We start from the raw sequence: 17,967 nt of genomic DNA, 5'->3' as shown, positions 1-17,967 counted from the left end.
ATAATCAACCATACACCAGCCGAACCACTATGTAACCGCATCTATATACATCTGCCAACAATTAACGACAGCCTCCCATGACAGACATTGTCATGAAACCGCATATAGAGGAAGTTATTCTGCTTATTAAGAAGAAGCGTGAAGATGAGGGAAGTCTTGTGGCAGCTCGTCCCCGAAAAACAAATCATCCAGGGAGCTCAGCGTACCGTCTTCTTCCACCTGATATACAGACATTTTCTCACCGTTCACCGTTAATTCGATAAAGCATCCCCAGCAATAAAACTGGTGGGAACCAATTTTCCCGATATCTTTGGAACTACAGTTTGGACATTTCATATTCATTCACCTATCCATTAACAGAATGAATGGCATTTTCCAAGCGTTGTTCACTCAGAGACGGCACCATAATGGCACTTTCTCCGATGGACATATCGCTTGTACATGGCAGCCATTTGCGGCCCTCGATCAGATCGGACACAAAACCGTCCGTAATTTCAATCCCTATTATTGTATTTCCCAACTCTTGGTCAAAATAAACATCGGAGACACGCCCAAGCAGCAAACCTTCTTCGGTGAGCACGGACATCTCCTTCAATTTAGACCGACCGAGGAGGTACGTGTATTTTATGTCGTCGGCTCCCGTCTTGCGGACAGCCTGTTGATTACGGATCATGACGGCATCTTCGCCGTAGGCAACGATATCTTGCCACTGCACGATTTTGACATGATTGGTAAACAGACCTTTGTTCTCAAGCTCAATGCCTTCGATCTCCCAATCATCATTCACAATGAAATCCTGGATTTTACCGACCTGCTTCCCGTCCTCAACATCAAAAACGGCAAGTCCGATCATTTCCTGAAGCTTCATCGCTGGGTCCCCCTCATCTTCTTATCATTAAATAGACGCGGCGCTATTGCTAGGTATGCCCAAAGTTGATGAGTGGCAATCAGACGCCGATCATCAAAACCGCTTCTATCCAACCGATGAAATGGAACTTCTTCCCTCCTTCTGTTCCATGTGTAAAGTTCCCCTTAGGGTCTATTACGCAGTCGTCCAAGAATGGTTCCAATTTTTTCGGCGGTTATCATGATTTCTTCCGTAGTATTACCCAATCCCCAGCTAAATCGAATCGCAGAGTGTAAAAATGTTTCAGGCAATTTCATCGCTTTGAGCACATGAGAGACTTCAAGTGAACCGGAAGTGCAGGCAGAACCGCTTGCAACAGCAATCCCTTCCATATCCAGATTCATTAACATTGTCTCTGTGGACACTTCCGGAAAGCTGATATTCAGGATGTTTGGCAGCGTATGGTCCGGGTGTCCATTCACGTGAAAATGCTCCGTCCCCACATGAATTTCAAGCTGTTGCAACAAAAGCTTCCGCAATGCCAAATCATGCTGACGATGCATCTCCGTATGTACTGATGCAATCTTGAGCGCCTCTGCAAATCCGGTAATACCTGCGATATTTTCCGTACCAGCGCGACGCTGACGCTCTTGCAGGCCACCATGAGCTCTAGCTTCCAGCACAATACCTCGCCGTACATAAAGTGCACCCACACCTTGAGGTCCATTAATTTTATGGGCAGAGAAGCTAATCAGATCCACAGGCAGTTCTTTACAGGAAATACTCTGACTGCCCAGAGCCTGAACCGCGTCGGTATGGAAAAGGATATCATGCTGGCGGGCAAGCTCACCCACCTCGCGGATCGGCTGAATCGTGCCCACTTCGTTATTGGCATACATCATGGTAATCAGCACCGTATCCGGTCGAATGGCCTCTTGCAGCTCATCCAGACTTATTTGTCCATAACGATCAACAGATAGATAGGTTACTTCGTAGCCTTGCCGCTCCAATTCCTGACACGTATGCAAGACAGCATGGTGCTCAATTGCGGTCGTAATGACGTGTTTCCCCTTATCCTGTCTGGTTGATACTGCTCCGAAAATGGCCAGGTTGTCGCTCTCCGTGCCGCCTCCGGTGAATACTAATTCGTCCGGGAAACAGCCCAAAGACGCCGCAATGACATCCCTTGCTCCGCTGACGGTCCGTTTGGCTTCACGCCCAAAGGCGTGGATACTTGATGCATTGCCAAATTGTCCTGTCATAACGTTCATCATCGCTTCTGCGACTTGTGGATGCATAGGTGTCGATGCGGCGTGATCCAAATAAATTCGTTTCATTTATCTTCACCCCGTTATATGTTAAATTTCTATCTCATGGCAAACTGTCAAAATTGGAAATTGAAACGGATGCTCTATTGTCACATCTTCGTGTATAATGTTCTATATCCATTTCAAAAAGGAGAGAGAGACATGAGTGATCCCATTCTCGGTCAGATTCTGAATCAGCTTCAACAAATGGACAAACGATTCGACAGCATTGATGGACATCTTGGAAAAATAGACCACCGGCTTGATGCTATGGAAGAAAGGCTCGGTGCCGTAGAGAGCAGACTAGACACTGTCGATGACAGACTTAATGCCATTGAGGAACAAACTAAAAACATTCCGCTTCTTCAACAAGCTGTTCTGGAAACATTGACCGTTACGAAACGTCTTGACGCTTCCCACTCCGCCTCTGAACGCAAAGTAACTACCGAATTGAATACCCATCAGCACAGCATTGATATTTTGAATCGCCGTCAGTTACGCATGGAAGCTGATATAGAAACCTTAAAAAGTCGCTGATTCACAAGTTATCCAGTTAAGTTCACACTTGACCAACTTGTAAATCCCGCGGCTGAATACATAGCCCTACTCAATTAAAATAATTCGTAGAAATTGAAGAACAGAACAAAGTACCCATTGGCATGTCTAAAGCCCCCAAGTTGGGGGCTTTATTGTGTCTTCTGTGATGCGAATTAGTGACCCTAAATATAAAACATGTAGCTATCTTTTTTGTCCTGATCCTGGAAGGTAATCAGGTCTTTCAGTGTTGTGGAATCCAACACTTCCGCAATCCCGTCACGAATACGCAACCACAGATCACGTTTCGCCGGATCATCTTCCTCTGTGAAATCTACTGGAGAGATTGGACCTTCCAGTACTCGGATTACATCACCTGCAGTTACGGTTGCAGGATCACCTGCAAGGATATAACCGCCGTAAGCACCTCTAATGCTTTTCACCAGTCCTGCATTACGCAGTGGAGCAATCAGCTGCTCCAAGTAATGCTCCGAGAGCTGGTTGCGCTCGGCAATGCTTTTAAGTGATGTAGGGCCTTCGCCTATTCTGGCAGCAAGCTCCATCATGATTGTGAGGCCGTAACGGCCTTTTGTCGATATTTTCAAAGGAGTCACCTCTTTCAATTTTCAGAAACGATTAGAAACTTTTATATTTTATCCTGTGGTCCACGACCTTTTGTTTCACGATCTGTCCACAGCGGTGATGCATTGAGATTAGCATAAATCTTCTAATCCTCCGTATTCCGATCATAACCCTCAGCTAATGTTAACATATCTGCATGCTTTATGGAAAAGAAAGATTGACGATATTCCAAAATGTGCGTCTGTGGTGGACACTATCCAAAATTGGCCGGGTGTATCGTATCTTGAGTCCGGTTATGCTAGAATAAGAAACGAAACACATTTATATATAGAAATGGTGATAACGATGTCCAAAACAATTGAAAATACACGGGTCGTCGTTGGCATGTCCGGAGGTGTCGATTCTTCCGTTACCGCACTGTTGCTGAAAGAGCAAGGGTACGATGTCATCGGCATTTTCATGAAAAACTGGGATGACACCGACGAGTTCGGCCACTGTACCGCTGAAGAAGATTCAGAGGATGTACGCCGCGTATGTGAACAGATCGGCATTCCTTACTACACTGTCAACTTCGAGAAAGAATATTTTGATAAAGTATTTACCTATTTCCTTGATGAATATAAGTCGGGCCGCACGCCAAATCCGGATGTCATGTGTAATCGTGAGATCAAATTTGGTGAATTCCTGAACAAAGCTCTGGATCTCGGCGCAGATTATGTAGCTACAGGACACTATGCTCGCCTGATTGAAGAAGATGGCACACTCAAGTTGCTTCGTGGTGTGGACAACAATAAGGATCAGACCTATTTCCTTAACGCACTCAATCAGAACCAGCTGTCCAAAGCCATGTTCCCGATTGGTCATCTGCCCAAACCGGAAGTACGCAAAATCGCAGAAGCGGCTGGTTTGTATACTGCCAAGAAAAAAGACAGCACAGGTGTCTGCTTCATCGGTGAGCGTAATTTCAAAGAGTTCCTGAGTAACTATCTGCCTGCCAAAGGTGGAGACATGGTTGATATCGCGACCGGGGAAGTCAAAGGCCGTCATGACGGTCTGATGTACTACACACTTGGACAGCGCCAAGGTCTTGGCATTGGCGGTTCCGGCAATGGTGAACCCTGGTTCGTTGCAGACAAGAATCTGGAGAAGAATCAACTGCTTGTTGTTCAGGGCGATGCCCATGCAAGCCTGTACTCCACTGGTCTTACCGCAACGGGTGTGAACTGGATTGCTGGTGCAGAGCACATGCCTAATGTGCCATACCGTTGTACTGCCAAGTTCCGCTATCGTCAGCCGGATCAAGGTGTAACCTTGACCTGGCAAGCAGACGGAAGCGTGGATGTACAATTTGACCAGCAGCAAAAAGCCATTACGCCAGGACAAGCCGTTGTTTTCTACGACGGAGAGGTGTGCCTGGGTGGGGGTACGATCGATCAGGTGCAAAAAGTACCTGTACCCTCAATGCAATAATAGAGCTTGTCCATTAAAATGTGGATTATACACAATACCGTGTATCCCTATTAAAAAAGCCGTCTTTCATGTATACCATGAAGGATGGCTTTTTTCCTGCTTATTTTTGCAAAAAAATTAAAAATAGTTCGTTATGCAGTCAACCAGACTCCTGCCCAGGCGGCCAACACCCCAACTACAACCGAACTAACGACATAGAGCGCCGCTCTGGCGTATCGTTGTCGACCCATAAGTCCTATCGTTTCATAGCCAAAGGTGGAGAATGTGGTATAAGCACCACAAAATCCAGTTCCCCACATCACCCAGATTCCATCTGAGATCATTGCAGATTGGTGCCACCCGTATAACAACCCAAGCAGCAGTGAACCACTGCCGTTGATGATCCATGTTCCCCATGGAAAAGCCGTTCCCAGCAAGCCAGAGACCCATTTTCCCAGACTGTAACGCAGTACCGCACCCAGCACACCTGCAAAACCAATCCACAGGATCATGAGGCATCACCCTCTTGTTGTCTTTGTGCTCCCAACATACGATGTCCAATGCTCATTCCCAGCGCACAGAGCAACAACCCTGCCAACAGACTTACGATCATATAAATAGCGGCACTGATCCATTCGCCCCCTTCGGATAAACGAACAATATCCAGTGTAAACGTGGAGAATGTCGTAAATGCGCCAGTAAAACCTGTACCAATCGCCAGTCGAAGTTGTGGTGTTATTTTGCCTGGAACAGCTATGGTAAAGAACCAACCCAAAAAAAGGCTGCCCATCGCATTGATTAACAGCACCGCCCAAGGGAACCCCCCATGGACAGTTGGTATCGCTAACTGTATGGCATATCGGGTTAATGTACCGAGAAATCCACCCGCCCCTATATACAAAAGCTCTTTCATGTTGTGTGCATCTCCCGAATGATCTGTCTGTTCTTAAAATTCCCTGCGCCGCTGTTGATTCAGCCTGATCTTCGATTCGTTGCCTTGCTCCGTGGCCTCATAGAATACTCTCCGTGAGAGCTGCTTTGGCAAATATTCTTGCTTCACATAATGCCCAGGGTAATTGTGCGGATATTGATAGCCCTCATGTCCAAGCTTCACGGCACCCGAGTAATGCGTATCTCGCAAGTGAAGCGGAACTTCTGCCGATTTCACCTCATCAATCGCGTTCATGGCTTTGGAAATGGCGGTGTACACCGCGTTGGATTTTGGACTTTCGACGGCAAACAAAATCGCTTGTGCGATGTTCAGCTTGGCTTCGGGCCAGCCGTTATTCCGGTAAGCATCAAGTGCTCCAATTGCCTGGGTCATGGCTTGTGGGTTCGCGAGTCCAATATCTTCACTGCTTGCTGCAATCAGGCGCCTAATGAAGGTCATCGGGTCCATGCCGAGCTTCTCCACCGCGTATAGAAACCAGAACAGCGCCGCATCACTGGAACCCCGAATACTCTTGTGAAATGCAGACAACACATCATACTGGGTGGATTCATCTGCCTTCACAATAGGGCGCCGAATAGACTCTTCAGCTACACCAAGCGTAATATGAATGGACCCATCCTTCTCCGGTGGCGTGGTCAACGCAGCCAGTTCAAGCGCGTTAAGCGCACGCCGAATATCTCCGTTGGCCATCGTTGCAATATGCTCAAGCGCCTCGTCGTCCGCATGCAGTTCCATGAACCCCAGACCTTTGTCCGCATCACTCAATGCTCTGCGCATTGCAATTAGGGAATGATCCTTATTTAGCGATTCTAGCTGAAACAGGGTTGAACGGCTCATCAAGGCCCCATTGACATAATGAAAGGGATTCTCTGTTGTTGCGCCGATAAAAATAATCGTGCCCTTCTCTACCGCTGGCAATAGGGCATCCTGACGTGAACTGTTAAACCGATGTACCTCGTCGAGGAACAGAATGGTTTTGGTTCCATACAGCTGTTTGTTCGTTTGCGCCTGTTCGATGACTTCACGCACATCCTTGACGGAAGCCTCCACTGCATTCAGACGTACGAACTGTCCTTGCGTTTGCTGGGAAATAATATGTGCCAAGGTAGTCTTGCCACATCCCGGCGGGCCGTATAACAAGATTGACGAAATTTGATCAGCCTCGATGGCGCGCCGGAGTAATTTCCCCGGTCCAATAATATGTTCCTGTCCAATATATTCATCCAGATGCTCTGGCCGCAAGCGGTCCGCGAGCAATCTAGCTTGTGGTTTTGAGTCCTGTTGAAACGAAAATAAATCCATTGCTCATCACTTCCTTAACGGATTGCCTTGCCTTGATTACAATTACACCTCTGATGGTTCTCCACTCTCTATCATATCATACTCTCGCGGTAACATAGCCATAAATGCATGAAGTGCACTACTGACAAAGGCATCCTTGCGAGTAATAAAATGAGTCATCATGCGATTCATACCGACGGGGAGTGTATGCGTGCGCAGTAATCCATTTTTGATCTGATGCCTAATCACAATCTCTGGTAATAAGGAAATTCCCATGCCGGACGTAACTCCACTAATAATCGCTTCAAGGGTTCCAAATTCCATAATTACTGGGCGGGTAACACCACCCACCTCTAACCATTCCTCCAAAACCTGACGATAGGAACACCCCATGCTGTAGACAAGAATGGGTTTACTCTTAAGATCTTCATCCGTAGGACCCATACCAGAATAGACAACAAATAGTTCCTCATCAAATACGGGAATAGAAACGATGTCGGGGTGATCACAGGGACAGCCTATAAATGCTCCCTCCAATTCATACCCAATAACCTGATCCATAAGCATCTGCGAATTGCCAGTAACCAGTGACAAGGAGACCTCTGGATACTGTTTATAATATCTGACGAAAAGTTCAGGTAGTCGCACGGCCGCCGCAGTTTGTGTAGACCCTATTCGCATTGGACCCGATGGTGTGCTCGTCGCCCGAAGCGCCTTGGAAGCATCATTCAGCAAACCAATAATTTTATCTGCATAGGTCAGCAACATTTCTCCGGCTGGAGATAACGTCATGCCTCGGTTATGACGAATGAACAACGTTGTACCTACCTCTGCTTCCAGATGCCTGATGCGTGCCGTTACGTTGGATTGAACATAACCCAGTTTAGAAGCAGCTTTGGTCAGATTCCCTTCCTGTGCAACACACTGAAATATTCTAAGATCCCCGCTCTCCATGGTCCCCCCACTCTGACATCATTCAAAATGATATCCGCTTCATTACCAATCATTATACTTCATGTGTAAACCGGACTACAATTCAAGTAGATCCCAAACCAGTCATCTGACTGGATGATGATGAGGAGTGTTCAGCATGACATACTGGAAAAATAGAGTTGCTCTGATCACAGGTGGTGGAACAGGTATAGGCCGTGCTGTAAGTGAGATGCTCGCTGAACGCGGAGCCTTAGTCGCTGTCAACTATTCCCGCTCACAAGATGCAGCAAGAGAGACTGTTCAACAGATTTTGGATACGGGAGGTCATGCATTCGCCGTTCAAGCTAATGTTGCCAATGATCTTGATGTCCGGCGGATGGTCACTACAGTAACTGAAACCTATGGCCCGATCACTGCACTTGTAAATAACGCTGGAATCACGCACCATATCCCCATGCACGATCTGGAGTCTGTTACAGATGACGTCTGGAATGAGCTGCTTGATGTGAATGTGAAAGGCATGTTTCATTGCGCTCGTGCGGTGACGGAAGGTATGAGACAGGCTGGCGGTGGTTCTATCGTAAATCTGGGCAGTATCGCAGGTAGTACGGGTTCGGGCTCCTCTCTCCCATACGCCGTCTCCAAAGCGGCAGTTCACGGTCTAACTTTATCACTTGCGCACGCACTCTCACCACACATTCGGGTGAATGCTATCGTCCCTGGCGCAGTTGCTACAAGGTGGTGGGCTGGGAACGAGGAGCGAATGTATCGTCTTGGTGGAGAAGTGTTATTACAGCATATTGCCTCACCTGAAGATATCGCACACATGATCTGTGCTGCGCTGGAACAGCAATCCATGACCGGGCAGCTAATTACTGTAGATAGCGGACAGACGTTATGAGCTCCAGTCATGATAAAGATACCCGGATCATCAAACCATTGAAATATACACTATTGATCATTTTGACAACGTTAATCATGGGTACTTCTTTTCCAGTTGGCAAGATCGGCATGTTATATGCCCCACCTTTCCTGCTCATGGGCATACGTTATATACTGGCAGGTGGCTTGATGGCCTTGTTCCTTCGTAAACGTCCTTTGCCTACTGGATGGAAGTCATGGTTGAAAATAATCCTCATTGGTCTGTTCCAATCCGCAGGAGTGATGGGCTGCGCCTACTACAGCATGAACTGGATTACATCCGGTGAATCCGCCATTATTACGTTTACCAATCCGCTACTGGTCATTATCCTCAGTGCTCTCTTATATAGAGTGACCTACCGTTTCAGTCAGTGGATCGGTGTTATACTCGGTTTCATCGGGATTATGTTAACTTTTGGATGGCAGATGAGCTTTAGCCCCGGAACCTGGATTGGATTTGGTGGTGCGATCTCCTTTGCCGTGTCCACATTGCTCATCAAACGCTGGGGCGATGGCTTCGATACTTTTGTCTTAACTGCCTATCAGATGCTCGCGGGAGGTGCTGCGCTTCTTCTACTGAGCGTATGGACTGAACAGCCTCACTTTATGGTCAATACCACCTCGGTTATGGCGCTGCTCTGGTTAACGCTTGTTTGCTCCATTATTCAGTTCTCACTCTGGTTTTATCTGCTGCAGAATAGTGACCCAGCCCAAACCAGTTCGTATCTGTTTCTGGCACCGTTCTTTGGTGTATTATCGAGTTGGATTTTACTGGGAGAGCATGTTCAGTGGTTTGCATTGGCAGGAGGTTTATTCATTGGTGTTGGCATATTCCTGGTGAACCGTCGCTCGTCCAGATTAAGAAATAGAGTAACATAACTTGAACTTGCCTCGTCATTCTTTCTAGGAAAATTAAGCGATTCTCGCACAAAAGCAAAAAAGGCATGCGCTTATGGGACTTTCCCATGAACGTCATGCCTTTTGTTGTATAAGCAAACTTTATCTAACCAAGCTCTGGCCAACCCTGAATGGTAACGGGCTCGCCATCGGGATTATGTGTTGCAGCCGCATAGATCGGCAGTACACCGTCATGGAACAACCACAATTCATGCAAGGCCCTTGTACAACCAACGTACAACAGCTTTGCATCACCCGCATTTGGCAAATAATGCTTCTGGTCTACGTCTGCCACAATAACGGCATCAAACTCCAACCCTTTGGACAGATAGACAGGCAAAACGGAGTGCCCACCCGTGTACTGCTTTTTGCCACCATCGATCAGGTTCAGATCCCAGCCTGCGGCCTGTAGATCACGGTGAAGTTCCTCTGCTTCATGCAGTGTACGGGTCAGGATGGAGACAGTTCGGTAGTCTTTGACCGTTAACAGCTTCAAAGCCTGCTCCAGACTCGCCGTCCGCCCTTCCCCTCCATAAGCCAACGTCCGAACCGGATCACCACTACGGAAAACAGGAATCGCCGTAATCCCGCTCTTGACACCACGTTCCAGAATCGTATTGGCATAATCGATAATTTCCATCGTTGAACGATAACTTCGGGTCAATGCAAAGTATGCATTCTGTTCCTCAGGAAACAGAGAACTCATCTCTTCCCACGCATGAACACCACGGTACTCATGAATGCCTTGGGACAAGTCACCCAGTATGGTGAAGGAATGCCCTTTGACGAACTGATCCAATAACGCCACATGAAAAGGGGAAAAGTCCTGCGCTTCATCGATCACAATATGGTCAAACCGCTCCGAACCCTCAATATCATGGACCAATGTATGAATGTATACCAATGCAGGCAGATCCTCTTCACGGACGATATCCTGTTTCAGATCTGCGGCTGTTTGTTTCATGACTAGTTTTGGAATAAGCCCACTGAGCGAGGCTGGCACAGAGCCACCCTTTGCAGCTTTGAACAGCTGTTTGTATAATGTAAGCGGCTCGTATTGAGGCCATTTTTTGGCATAAGCTTTCTCACGAGTAGACGCTTTTTTCTTGCGTTCTTTGCGCACAGCTTCTGGCATCGGTTTCTTAAGTTCCATCTCAATCCAGCGGTGAACCCGCGCCATGACCCGTTCTTTGCGTTTGGCCAGCGGATAATGTTTGTATTCCTCACCGAACCAGTTCTCAATCTCCGTCTTGCTGAGCACCTTACCATCCCATGGACTGAAGTCCATATCCGGTACGGAATCCGCTTCCATCCCGGATAGCCACTCTCGAATAAGCTCCATGAAACGGATCGATCCTTTGTAACGTCCAGGTACATCATCATTCAATTCTGGCCGCGCATCAGGTGTTTCGAACCAGGTGTTCAATGTATCCGACGTGTTCGCCAAAGGCATTTCCAGCCCCAGCAGGTTCATCGCCCAATCCGGGAATGTCCGCTGCTGAATGTCCCCTACTCCGAGTTCCGGGAGCACATCCGAGATGTAATCCAGGAACATGTGGTTGGGTGCAAAAATAACCATTTTCTCCGCAGATACTTGCTCCTTGTACTGATACAGCAAAAAGGCCAGCCGATGCAGGGCAACCGTTGTTTTCCCGGATCCCGCTACACCTTGAATGATCAATGCGGTGTTTCTAGCCGCACGAATGATCAGATCCTGCTCCGCCTGAATCGTAGATACGATATCACGGAGTTTGTTATCCTTGTTCTCTCCCAGACGATAAACGAGGAATTCATCAGATACCGCTGGCTGGTCGCTGTCACGGTTATATGTATCCGCCACACGTTCCAATATCCGCTGCCGAATGACAACGTTTCGTTTTAGATATACGAGACCTTCAATAAGCCCTTCCGGGGCTTCATACGTAGCGGAGGCTTCCCCTCCGGTAAATGAGTAAAACAGGCTCGCGACAGGAGCACGCCAGTCGATGACGAGCGGATGCTCTCCCACCTCTTCGCGGTCTACGCCGATTTTGCCAATATACAGCGGTTTCCGTGCACCACTGCCCTGTTCTTCGAAATCCAAGCGTCCGAAATAGGGTTGCTGCGCGCTCTTGGACAAGGCGGTGCGGCGCTCTTCGCGTCCAGCTTCCAGCACTTGTTCTGTGAAGTCGTGGCCGGTATACACCGGAATGTTCTGCAGTCGTTCCAGCTGACTGTCCACTTCCTCCATCGTTCGCTCTAACCTGTACTCTTCTTCTTGATAGGCACTTTGAAAGCTGTCTGACATGTTTCAGTTACCTCCTAAGAATATGTTTTGCTTTGCATCGCCTAGATCTGGCAATGCAAAAGGATATTTACTATATCACATAGGGCAATTGAAAGCCACATCCGTTTTGTGAGTTATACAATGAATGATTACACAGAAAGCGGCTGTGGTCTGAAAATAAATTTCAGACCACAGCCGTTTCGCGTGGCAAGCTATGCTGACGTTCATTACAAACGATTCAATACGTCTCCAACCATATTTCCATCCCTGCTACATCAATGTTGTCACGTTGGAAAGGGATTGTTCCAATAATTCGAATTCCTTCTGAAGAACAGCATCCAGATTATCTTGGCGTTTGGAATAGAGAGGATAATAAATGACCAGTGAATCCGCAAACCGATTAACAAAAATCTCATTTGTCGTACGGTAATGGTCAAGAGTCATCATATTTTTAAAGTCCTCATAAGAAAGATCAAATGTAGCTTGGAAATTCACTGACAGCAAAGAGGGTAGCCAATACATCAATTGTTCTTCAATCTCATGTACAAGTTCAAGATAATGAATACTTTGCTCCCGTTTTGCTTTTTGGATATGTTCTACTTGTTCCTGTATAGATTGAAATCCTGTTTCTGTTTCTCCTGCTTCCTGCACCACAATAGGAAGCATGTCCAGAAACTCGCCCATAACATGACTGTATCTGCCTGGTGTATAAGCACGGTCTTCTTGAAGTATAAAAACGGGAATCCTCTTTGAAGATGGTGGGATCAGACCATTTTCTTTAGCTATAATTTGAACGGCATGCATGAGTAAATCCCAAGGTTTTTTCGTATACACCTTCATCAAATTAGGTCCAAGTGGAATCACCGAAGCAACCGACTGGCTGATTTCATTCGATACATTATGATCCATATATTCATGAAGAACAGGAATCCATTTTTCCATATTCCCCGGTAAAGTCAGTTCGCTTCCTTTGAATAGATCGTTATGCTTGTGTTTATCCGCTATATATTGACTATAAGAGAGCAATGTTTCACGAGGAGTATTCATCATGCTCCCTTCGTCAAACATTTCCTTAAAGATGACTGTGCTCGTCTTATCCCAGACACTGTGATGGGCAATAATATGAATCGTATGCTGCCGCTCGGCATTTCGGACAATGACCAGCTTAACAAGCAACTGTGAAGATCGCTCGTTGAATTCTATGGCACTCAGTTTGCTAATTTGCTGAGAGACCGCATTCCGCTCATCTGGACTTGCATATCGTAAATCGATATAAGGCATATGCCAAACGTGATTCCACTCATGTTCACTGATGGTACCCACTAGCGAATCCATCTGATAAGAACTTCGCAGTGCAGACTGCATTCTTATGATTTGGTGACACGCTTCGATAATTTCTTTCTTGGTCCGTGAACCCTGCAATTCAATTTTTTCCATGACCACTGTGTCTGCTGTACGAACGAACAATTGCTGTAACACAGAAGGAGCATAACTATTAAGAACCGGATAATCTGTATTATGATGAAACTTTTGCGGGTCAAGCAGTTCTGCACCATACTTTCCTTTGCCCATCGCATGGGAGCTTGCTTGTTGGGAAGTGTTCACTTCAATGCAGTGACTCACGATGTTCTTCAACTTATCCATGAACGCTTCGGCCAAAGCATGCATCTTGCGGTCATCACATGCTTCGCGTTCATAGCTGATCCGCATCTGCAGGCGTTTGTCCATCACTGCTCCGTTCACCGAGATCGGCGTTCCAAACCGGTTTGCTTCCGATACCTCTTCCCCGCGCTCCTCTTCACTCAGACGCCACGTCCCTTGGTTCGTCTCCTGACCGAATTCACCCAGATAATTCAGGGTAATTTCAGGCTCAATTCCGGATAGCTCGCTCTCACCCAGCCATTTGAGAATGCCGTAGCCAATCCCACGGTTCGGCACACGGCGCAAAATCTCCTTGGTCTGCTGGATGTCTTCTCCAAGATCTTGACCTATGCCTGTTATTGCCACAGGATAGATACTTGTGAACCATCCCACAGTCCGGTCCATCACGTACTCTTCTCCAATTCGTTCCCGTCCGTGACCTTCCATCTGCAGGGCAGCCGTTCCTTGTCCCGTTACGGCCCACATGGCCTGGGCCAGCGCTGTCACCAGCAAATCATTGATCTCGGTATGGTATGCCCGGTTGGCCTGATACAACAATGCTTCCGTCTGCTTCACATTCAGACTGACCTCCAGGTGTCCAATCCCTTCTCCGCTACCTCGGCCGCTCCAGTGCTTGCCTCTTTCTTCCATCTGTGCTTCTACGGTTTGCCAGTACCCGAGCTCCTGCTGAAGCTCTGCACTCTTCCCATACCGCTCCAAGGCTTTGCTCCATCCCGCATACGACCCTGTCTTCGGAGGTAACGTCACTGCCTGCCCAGCCAGGATAGACGCGTAAGCTTGCTGCAGATCCTCTAACAGAATCCGCCAGGATACCCCGTCAATCAACAGATGGTGCACAATGAGCAATACATAATCCCGCTCATTGGTATGGAACAATCCGACTCGGATGAGGGGACCGTTCACCAGATCCAGACTCCGCTGCATCTGGTCTGCTTGCTGATGCATCGCTGTCCGCGCCTCTTCTGGATCCGTAAACGAGCGATAATCCATTACAGTCATTTCATAGGCCGCACCTGATGCAATTGGGCGAATAATTTGCACGCCCTCACGGTAAACTGCACGCAGCATGTCATGATGAGCAGTGATCGCATCCAGAGCTTGCCTCAACGCCGTCTCATGGATCAGTTCCATGCTCTCCAGCAGGAAGGACTGATTGAAATGATGGGGTTCGCCCAGCGATTCGGACCAGAACTGACATTGGATCGGCGTAGGATGGACCTGGCCAGTTACTTCTCCTTGCTCGGCTGTACTGGCGACACTGACCGTCACTGCTGAACTCATTCCGCGGATCGTCCGTCCTTGCATAATGGTTCTCACACCGAGGTCATACCCCTGTTCCCTCATCTTGGACAGAATGCGGATGGCTTTGATCGAATCCCCGCCCAGTGTGTAGAAGTCATCATCAATGCCGACCTGTTCAAGTCCCAGAACTTCTCGGAATACAGTAGCAATGACTTCCTCCAGTGCGTTCCGCGGTGCAGTGTACGTCTGCGTCGAAGTCCGGTCCGGTTCTGGCAGTGCTTTCTTGTCCAGTTTCCCGTTCCTTGTCAGCGGTAGAGCCTCCAGCTGTACCACATAAGATGGCACCATGTATGAAGGCAGGATGCTGCGCAGATTCTCCCGAATTCGCTCCCCGTCCAGCTCGCCTTCGCCGACTACATAAGCACACAGATAATCACTACGAGTATTATCCGTTTTAACGACTACAACAGCATCCTGGACGGATTCTATATTGCGTAAATGAGTCTCGATCTCACCTGGTTCTACACGGTACCCCCGGATTTTAACCTGATCTCCAATTCTGCCGAGATATTCAATCGTTCCATCTGTCTTCCATCGAGCTAAATCTCCGGTTCGATATATGCGACCACCAGGAACATAAGGATTGGAGACGAATTTTTCGTTAGTTAAATCTGTTCGATTAAGATATCCTCTGGCCACGCCTGCTCCACCGATACATAACTCACCAGGTATTCCATATCCACATAACCAATCATCCTGCAATATATAAATCTGCGTATTCCACAGCGGCCGACCAATAGGGACGTTGCCTCCATAGTCTTCCTCAAGCTGCATATAGGTCGCACAAACCGTAGCCTCTGTAGGCCCATATAAATTAACCAGCCTGTCCGTTCCACTACCTGTCAGTTGCGTATATTTGCTTATCAAATCAGGTGTAAGAGGTTCGGCACCCAAATAAATTTTTTGCAAAGACATCAACTGTTCAGCTAATTGATGCAGCTCTGCATATTCCAGAATCATTCTGAATGAAGATGGAACAATCAGAGCATGAGTTACCTGCGTTTTGGCTATCAACTCCAGCAGCTCTTTCGGGTCCCTATTTTCCGATTCAGTTGCGAGGACAAGTTTTCCTCCAGCAAGGAGGATTGAAAATATTTCCCATACAGCTGCATCAAAAATATAAGTGGATTTCTGCAGCATTACGCTGTCTTCATGAAGCTCGCCCGTTGAACGCTGCCATGAAACCAAATTGACCAGATTTCTATTTTCTACCAACACACCCTTGGGCTGACCCGTCGTACCGGAAGTGTATATAACATAGGCCAGATGTTCTGGCCTAGCTGAAGGTTGAGGATTTTCATCAATCTCTTCCTGCACCTCTGCTACATTTAATATCTGTACTCCCTGTTGTTCTTCCAGCGCAGCCGCAGTTTTTTTAGTGTTCTCCTCAAAGACGATGTGGCTTGTTCCACTATCTTCAATAATATAGCGAATACGCTCTAATGGCTGCTCCGGATCAATTGGTAGATAGGCAGCTCCAGCTTTTAAAATACCGTAGATGCCAATAATCATATCCAGAGAACGTGTTGCAATCAAAGCCACGATTTGATCCGGACCTACTCCTTTTTCTAGTAAAGCAGCACCAACTGCATTAGCTCTTGCATTCAGCTCACGATAAGTTAATACCCGTCCTTGAAATTCCACAGCAATATGCTCTGGAGCACGCGCAACCTGGTCCTCAAACAGCATAATAGCTGTCTTTTCAAGGTTACATTCCCGTTCAGTGTTATTAAATTCGGCTAATACCTTTTTTTGTTCGGCCGAAGTTATCAGTCCAAGCTCGCTAAGTACAAGATCTGGCTGGGCCATGATCTCCCCTACAAGTTCTTTAAATTGCAGTGCCATATGCTGAAGCGTATCTGCAGCAAACAAAGCATCACAATATTCCCAGTTCACGTTGTAACCCTCTTCTACCTCTTCCACACTCACGGTGAGATCAAACTTCGCTACGGTAAGACCTACATCCATAGATGTTAAGAGTGTATCGCCAAGTTTAAAGCTTCCTTGTTCATTCTTTTGCAGGACAAACATGACATCAAACAACGGATTACGAGAGGGGTCACGTTCTACACCAATTTTTTCTACCAATTCGTCAAATGGATATTCCTGATTTTCATAAGCTTTCAAGCATCGCTCCTGAATCTGACTCAACAACGTTAGAAAGGTCATTCCGGTCCGGAATTCCCCACGTATAGCTAATGTGTTCACAAACATTCCCAACATCTCGTCTGTCTCTGCATGAACACGGCCAGCTATAGGGCTTCCGACGACAATCTCGTCCTGACGAGTGTAACGATTCATCAGTACCATGAAACAAGCCAGTAAAATCATATATTCTGTCGCACCACTATGATGACTTAACTGTTTAACCCGCGCTTTAAGTTCCAGCGGTAATAATAGATCTATGCTTCGCCCTCCGTATTGCTGCTGCTGCGGTCTTGGATAATCTGTTTTTAAATCAAGCGTAGAGACTTCTCCAGAAAACTCTTCTGTCCAGTAGCGCTCCTGCTCACGCATATCCCTTGAATTTAACCAGGCGCTGTAATCCTTATATTGAATACGCAGAGGAGGTATTTCCTCATTGTTATAGAACTGGCAAAGGTCAGAAAGCAGGACGTGTTTAGTTCCATCATCAAAAATAATATGGTGGATATCGAGCATTAGGACGTGCTCATTGGATGAAATCCGGACTATTTTAGCTCGCATCAGAGGAGCTTCATTGAGGTTAAACGGTCTCACATGTTCCTTGAACAACTGTTGTATCTGTTCTTCGGATGCTTCTTCATAGTCAAGAAAGATATCGCCCTCTTCCTTAACCACTTGTAAAAACTTATCTTTTTGATGTACAAAATAGGTTCTGAGAGGCTCGTGCCTTGCACAAAGCTGAGAGAAGGAGCGCTGTAAACGCTCCACATCAATCTGCCCCTCAATTTTCCAAAGCATCGGGACATTATAGACAATATCGTTTCCATGCATCTCGGTAATGGCGAACATTCTTTTCTGTGCTGAACTCATTCGATATTTTTTACTCATG

14 protein-coding genes are annotated in these 17,967 nt (G+C 47.0%); 4 read left to right on the top strand and 10 right to left on the bottom strand.

From position 1 onward, the window contains the following. Positions 1–126 precede the first annotated feature (126 nt). The 3 genes from D829_RS0100250 to D829_RS0100240 form a co-directional block, all read right to left on the bottom strand. A complete protein-coding gene (locus tag D829_RS0100250) occupies positions 127–336 on the bottom strand; it encodes a hypothetical protein (protein ID WP_017686815.1) in 210 nt (69 codons plus the stop codon). A gap of 10 nt (positions 337–346) precedes the next feature. After that, positions 347–868 carry a PRC-barrel domain-containing protein gene (locus tag D829_RS0100245; protein ID WP_017686814.1) on the bottom strand — a complete coding sequence of 174 codons (522 nt, stop codon included), beginning with the start codon at positions 866–868 and terminating at the stop codon, positions 347–349. Between the two features lie 164 nt (positions 869–1,032). Beyond that, positions 1,033–2,184: a cysteine desulfurase family protein gene (locus D829_RS0100240; RefSeq protein WP_017686813.1), complete on the bottom strand. Its 1,152-nt coding sequence runs from the start codon at positions 2,182–2,184 to the stop codon at positions 1,033–1,035. Between the two features lie 132 nt (positions 2,185–2,316). Between D829_RS0100240 and D829_RS0100235 the strand changes: the two genes are divergently transcribed. Then, positions 2,317–2,691, top strand: coding sequence for a hypothetical protein (locus D829_RS0100235; protein WP_017686812.1), 375 nt, complete (start codon positions 2,317–2,319; stop codon positions 2,689–2,691). Positions 2,692–2,873: 182 nt separating this feature from the next. Here D829_RS0100235 and D829_RS0100230 read toward each other — a convergent pair whose 3' ends face one another. Next, complete coding sequence (locus D829_RS0100230; RefSeq protein ID WP_017686811.1) at positions 2,874–3,293, bottom strand: Rrf2 family transcriptional regulator; 420 nt, start codon at positions 3,291–3,293, stop codon at positions 2,874–2,876. 322 nt (positions 3,294–3,615) lie between these two features. Between D829_RS0100230 and mnmA the strand changes: the two genes are divergently transcribed. Then, positions 3,616–4,740, top strand: a complete 1,125-nt coding sequence (mnmA, locus tag D829_RS0100225) for a tRNA 2-thiouridine(34) synthase MnmA (RefSeq protein WP_017686810.1) — start codon at positions 3,616–3,618, stop codon at positions 4,738–4,740. 131 nt (positions 4,741–4,871) lie between these two features. Here mnmA and crcB read toward each other — a convergent pair whose 3' ends face one another. From crcB to D829_RS0100205, 4 genes are read right to left on the bottom strand one after another with little or no spacing between them, the layout of a single operon-like run. Then, positions 4,872–5,231, bottom strand: a complete 360-nt coding sequence (crcB, locus tag D829_RS0100220; protein WP_017686809.1) for a fluoride efflux transporter CrcB — start codon at positions 5,229–5,231, stop codon at positions 4,872–4,874. Next, entirely contained in the window at positions 5,228–5,632 is a 405-nt protein-coding gene (locus D829_RS0100215) for a CrcB family protein (RefSeq protein WP_017686808.1), read from the bottom strand. The genes crcB and D829_RS0100215 overlap by 4 nt, the downstream gene beginning before the upstream one ends. A gap of 33 nt (positions 5,633–5,665) precedes the next feature. Next, positions 5,666–6,973: a replication-associated recombination protein A gene (locus D829_RS0100210; protein WP_017686807.1), complete on the bottom strand. Its 1,308-nt coding sequence runs from the start codon at positions 6,971–6,973 to the stop codon at positions 5,666–5,668. Between the two features lie 42 nt (positions 6,974–7,015). After that, a complete protein-coding gene (locus D829_RS0100205) occupies positions 7,016–7,906 on the bottom strand; it encodes a LysR family transcriptional regulator (RefSeq protein WP_017686806.1) in 891 nt (296 codons plus the stop codon). 136 nt (positions 7,907–8,042) lie between these two features. On the opposite strand from D829_RS0100205, the gene D829_RS0100200 reads away from it, so the two are divergent. Together D829_RS0100200 and D829_RS0100195 are read left to right on the top strand one after the other, a co-directional pair. Next, positions 8,043–8,786: an SDR family NAD(P)-dependent oxidoreductase gene (locus D829_RS0100200; protein ID WP_017686805.1), complete on the top strand. Its 744-nt coding sequence runs from the start codon at positions 8,043–8,045 to the stop codon at positions 8,784–8,786. Next, positions 8,783–9,685 (top strand): EamA family transporter, encoded by a 903-nt coding sequence (locus tag D829_RS0100195; protein WP_017686804.1) that lies wholly within the window; start codon positions 8,783–8,785, stop codon positions 9,683–9,685. Before D829_RS0100200 ends, D829_RS0100195 begins: the two co-directional genes overlap by 4 nt. A 124-nt stretch (positions 9,686–9,809) precedes the next feature. Here the strand turns inward: D829_RS0100195 and D829_RS0100190 are convergent, their stop codons facing one another. Beyond that, positions 9,810–11,990, bottom strand: coding sequence for a UvrD-helicase domain-containing protein (locus tag D829_RS0100190; RefSeq protein ID WP_017686803.1), 2,181 nt, complete (start codon positions 11,988–11,990; stop codon positions 9,810–9,812). Positions 11,991–12,239: 249 nt separating this feature from the next. After that, positions 12,240–17,966: a non-ribosomal peptide synthetase gene (locus tag D829_RS32240; protein ID WP_017686802.1), complete on the bottom strand. Its 5,727-nt coding sequence runs from the start codon at positions 17,964–17,966 to the stop codon at positions 12,240–12,242. Position 17,967 lies beyond the last annotated feature (1 nt).

The sequence above is a fragment of the Paenibacillus sp. PAMC 26794 genome (assembly GCF_000316035.1).
GTDB lineage: Bacteria > Bacillota > Bacilli > Paenibacillales > Paenibacillaceae > Paenibacillus.
The sequence above is the reverse complement of the archived record's forward strand: the minus strand, read 5'-3'. Positions and strand labels throughout refer to the sequence as shown.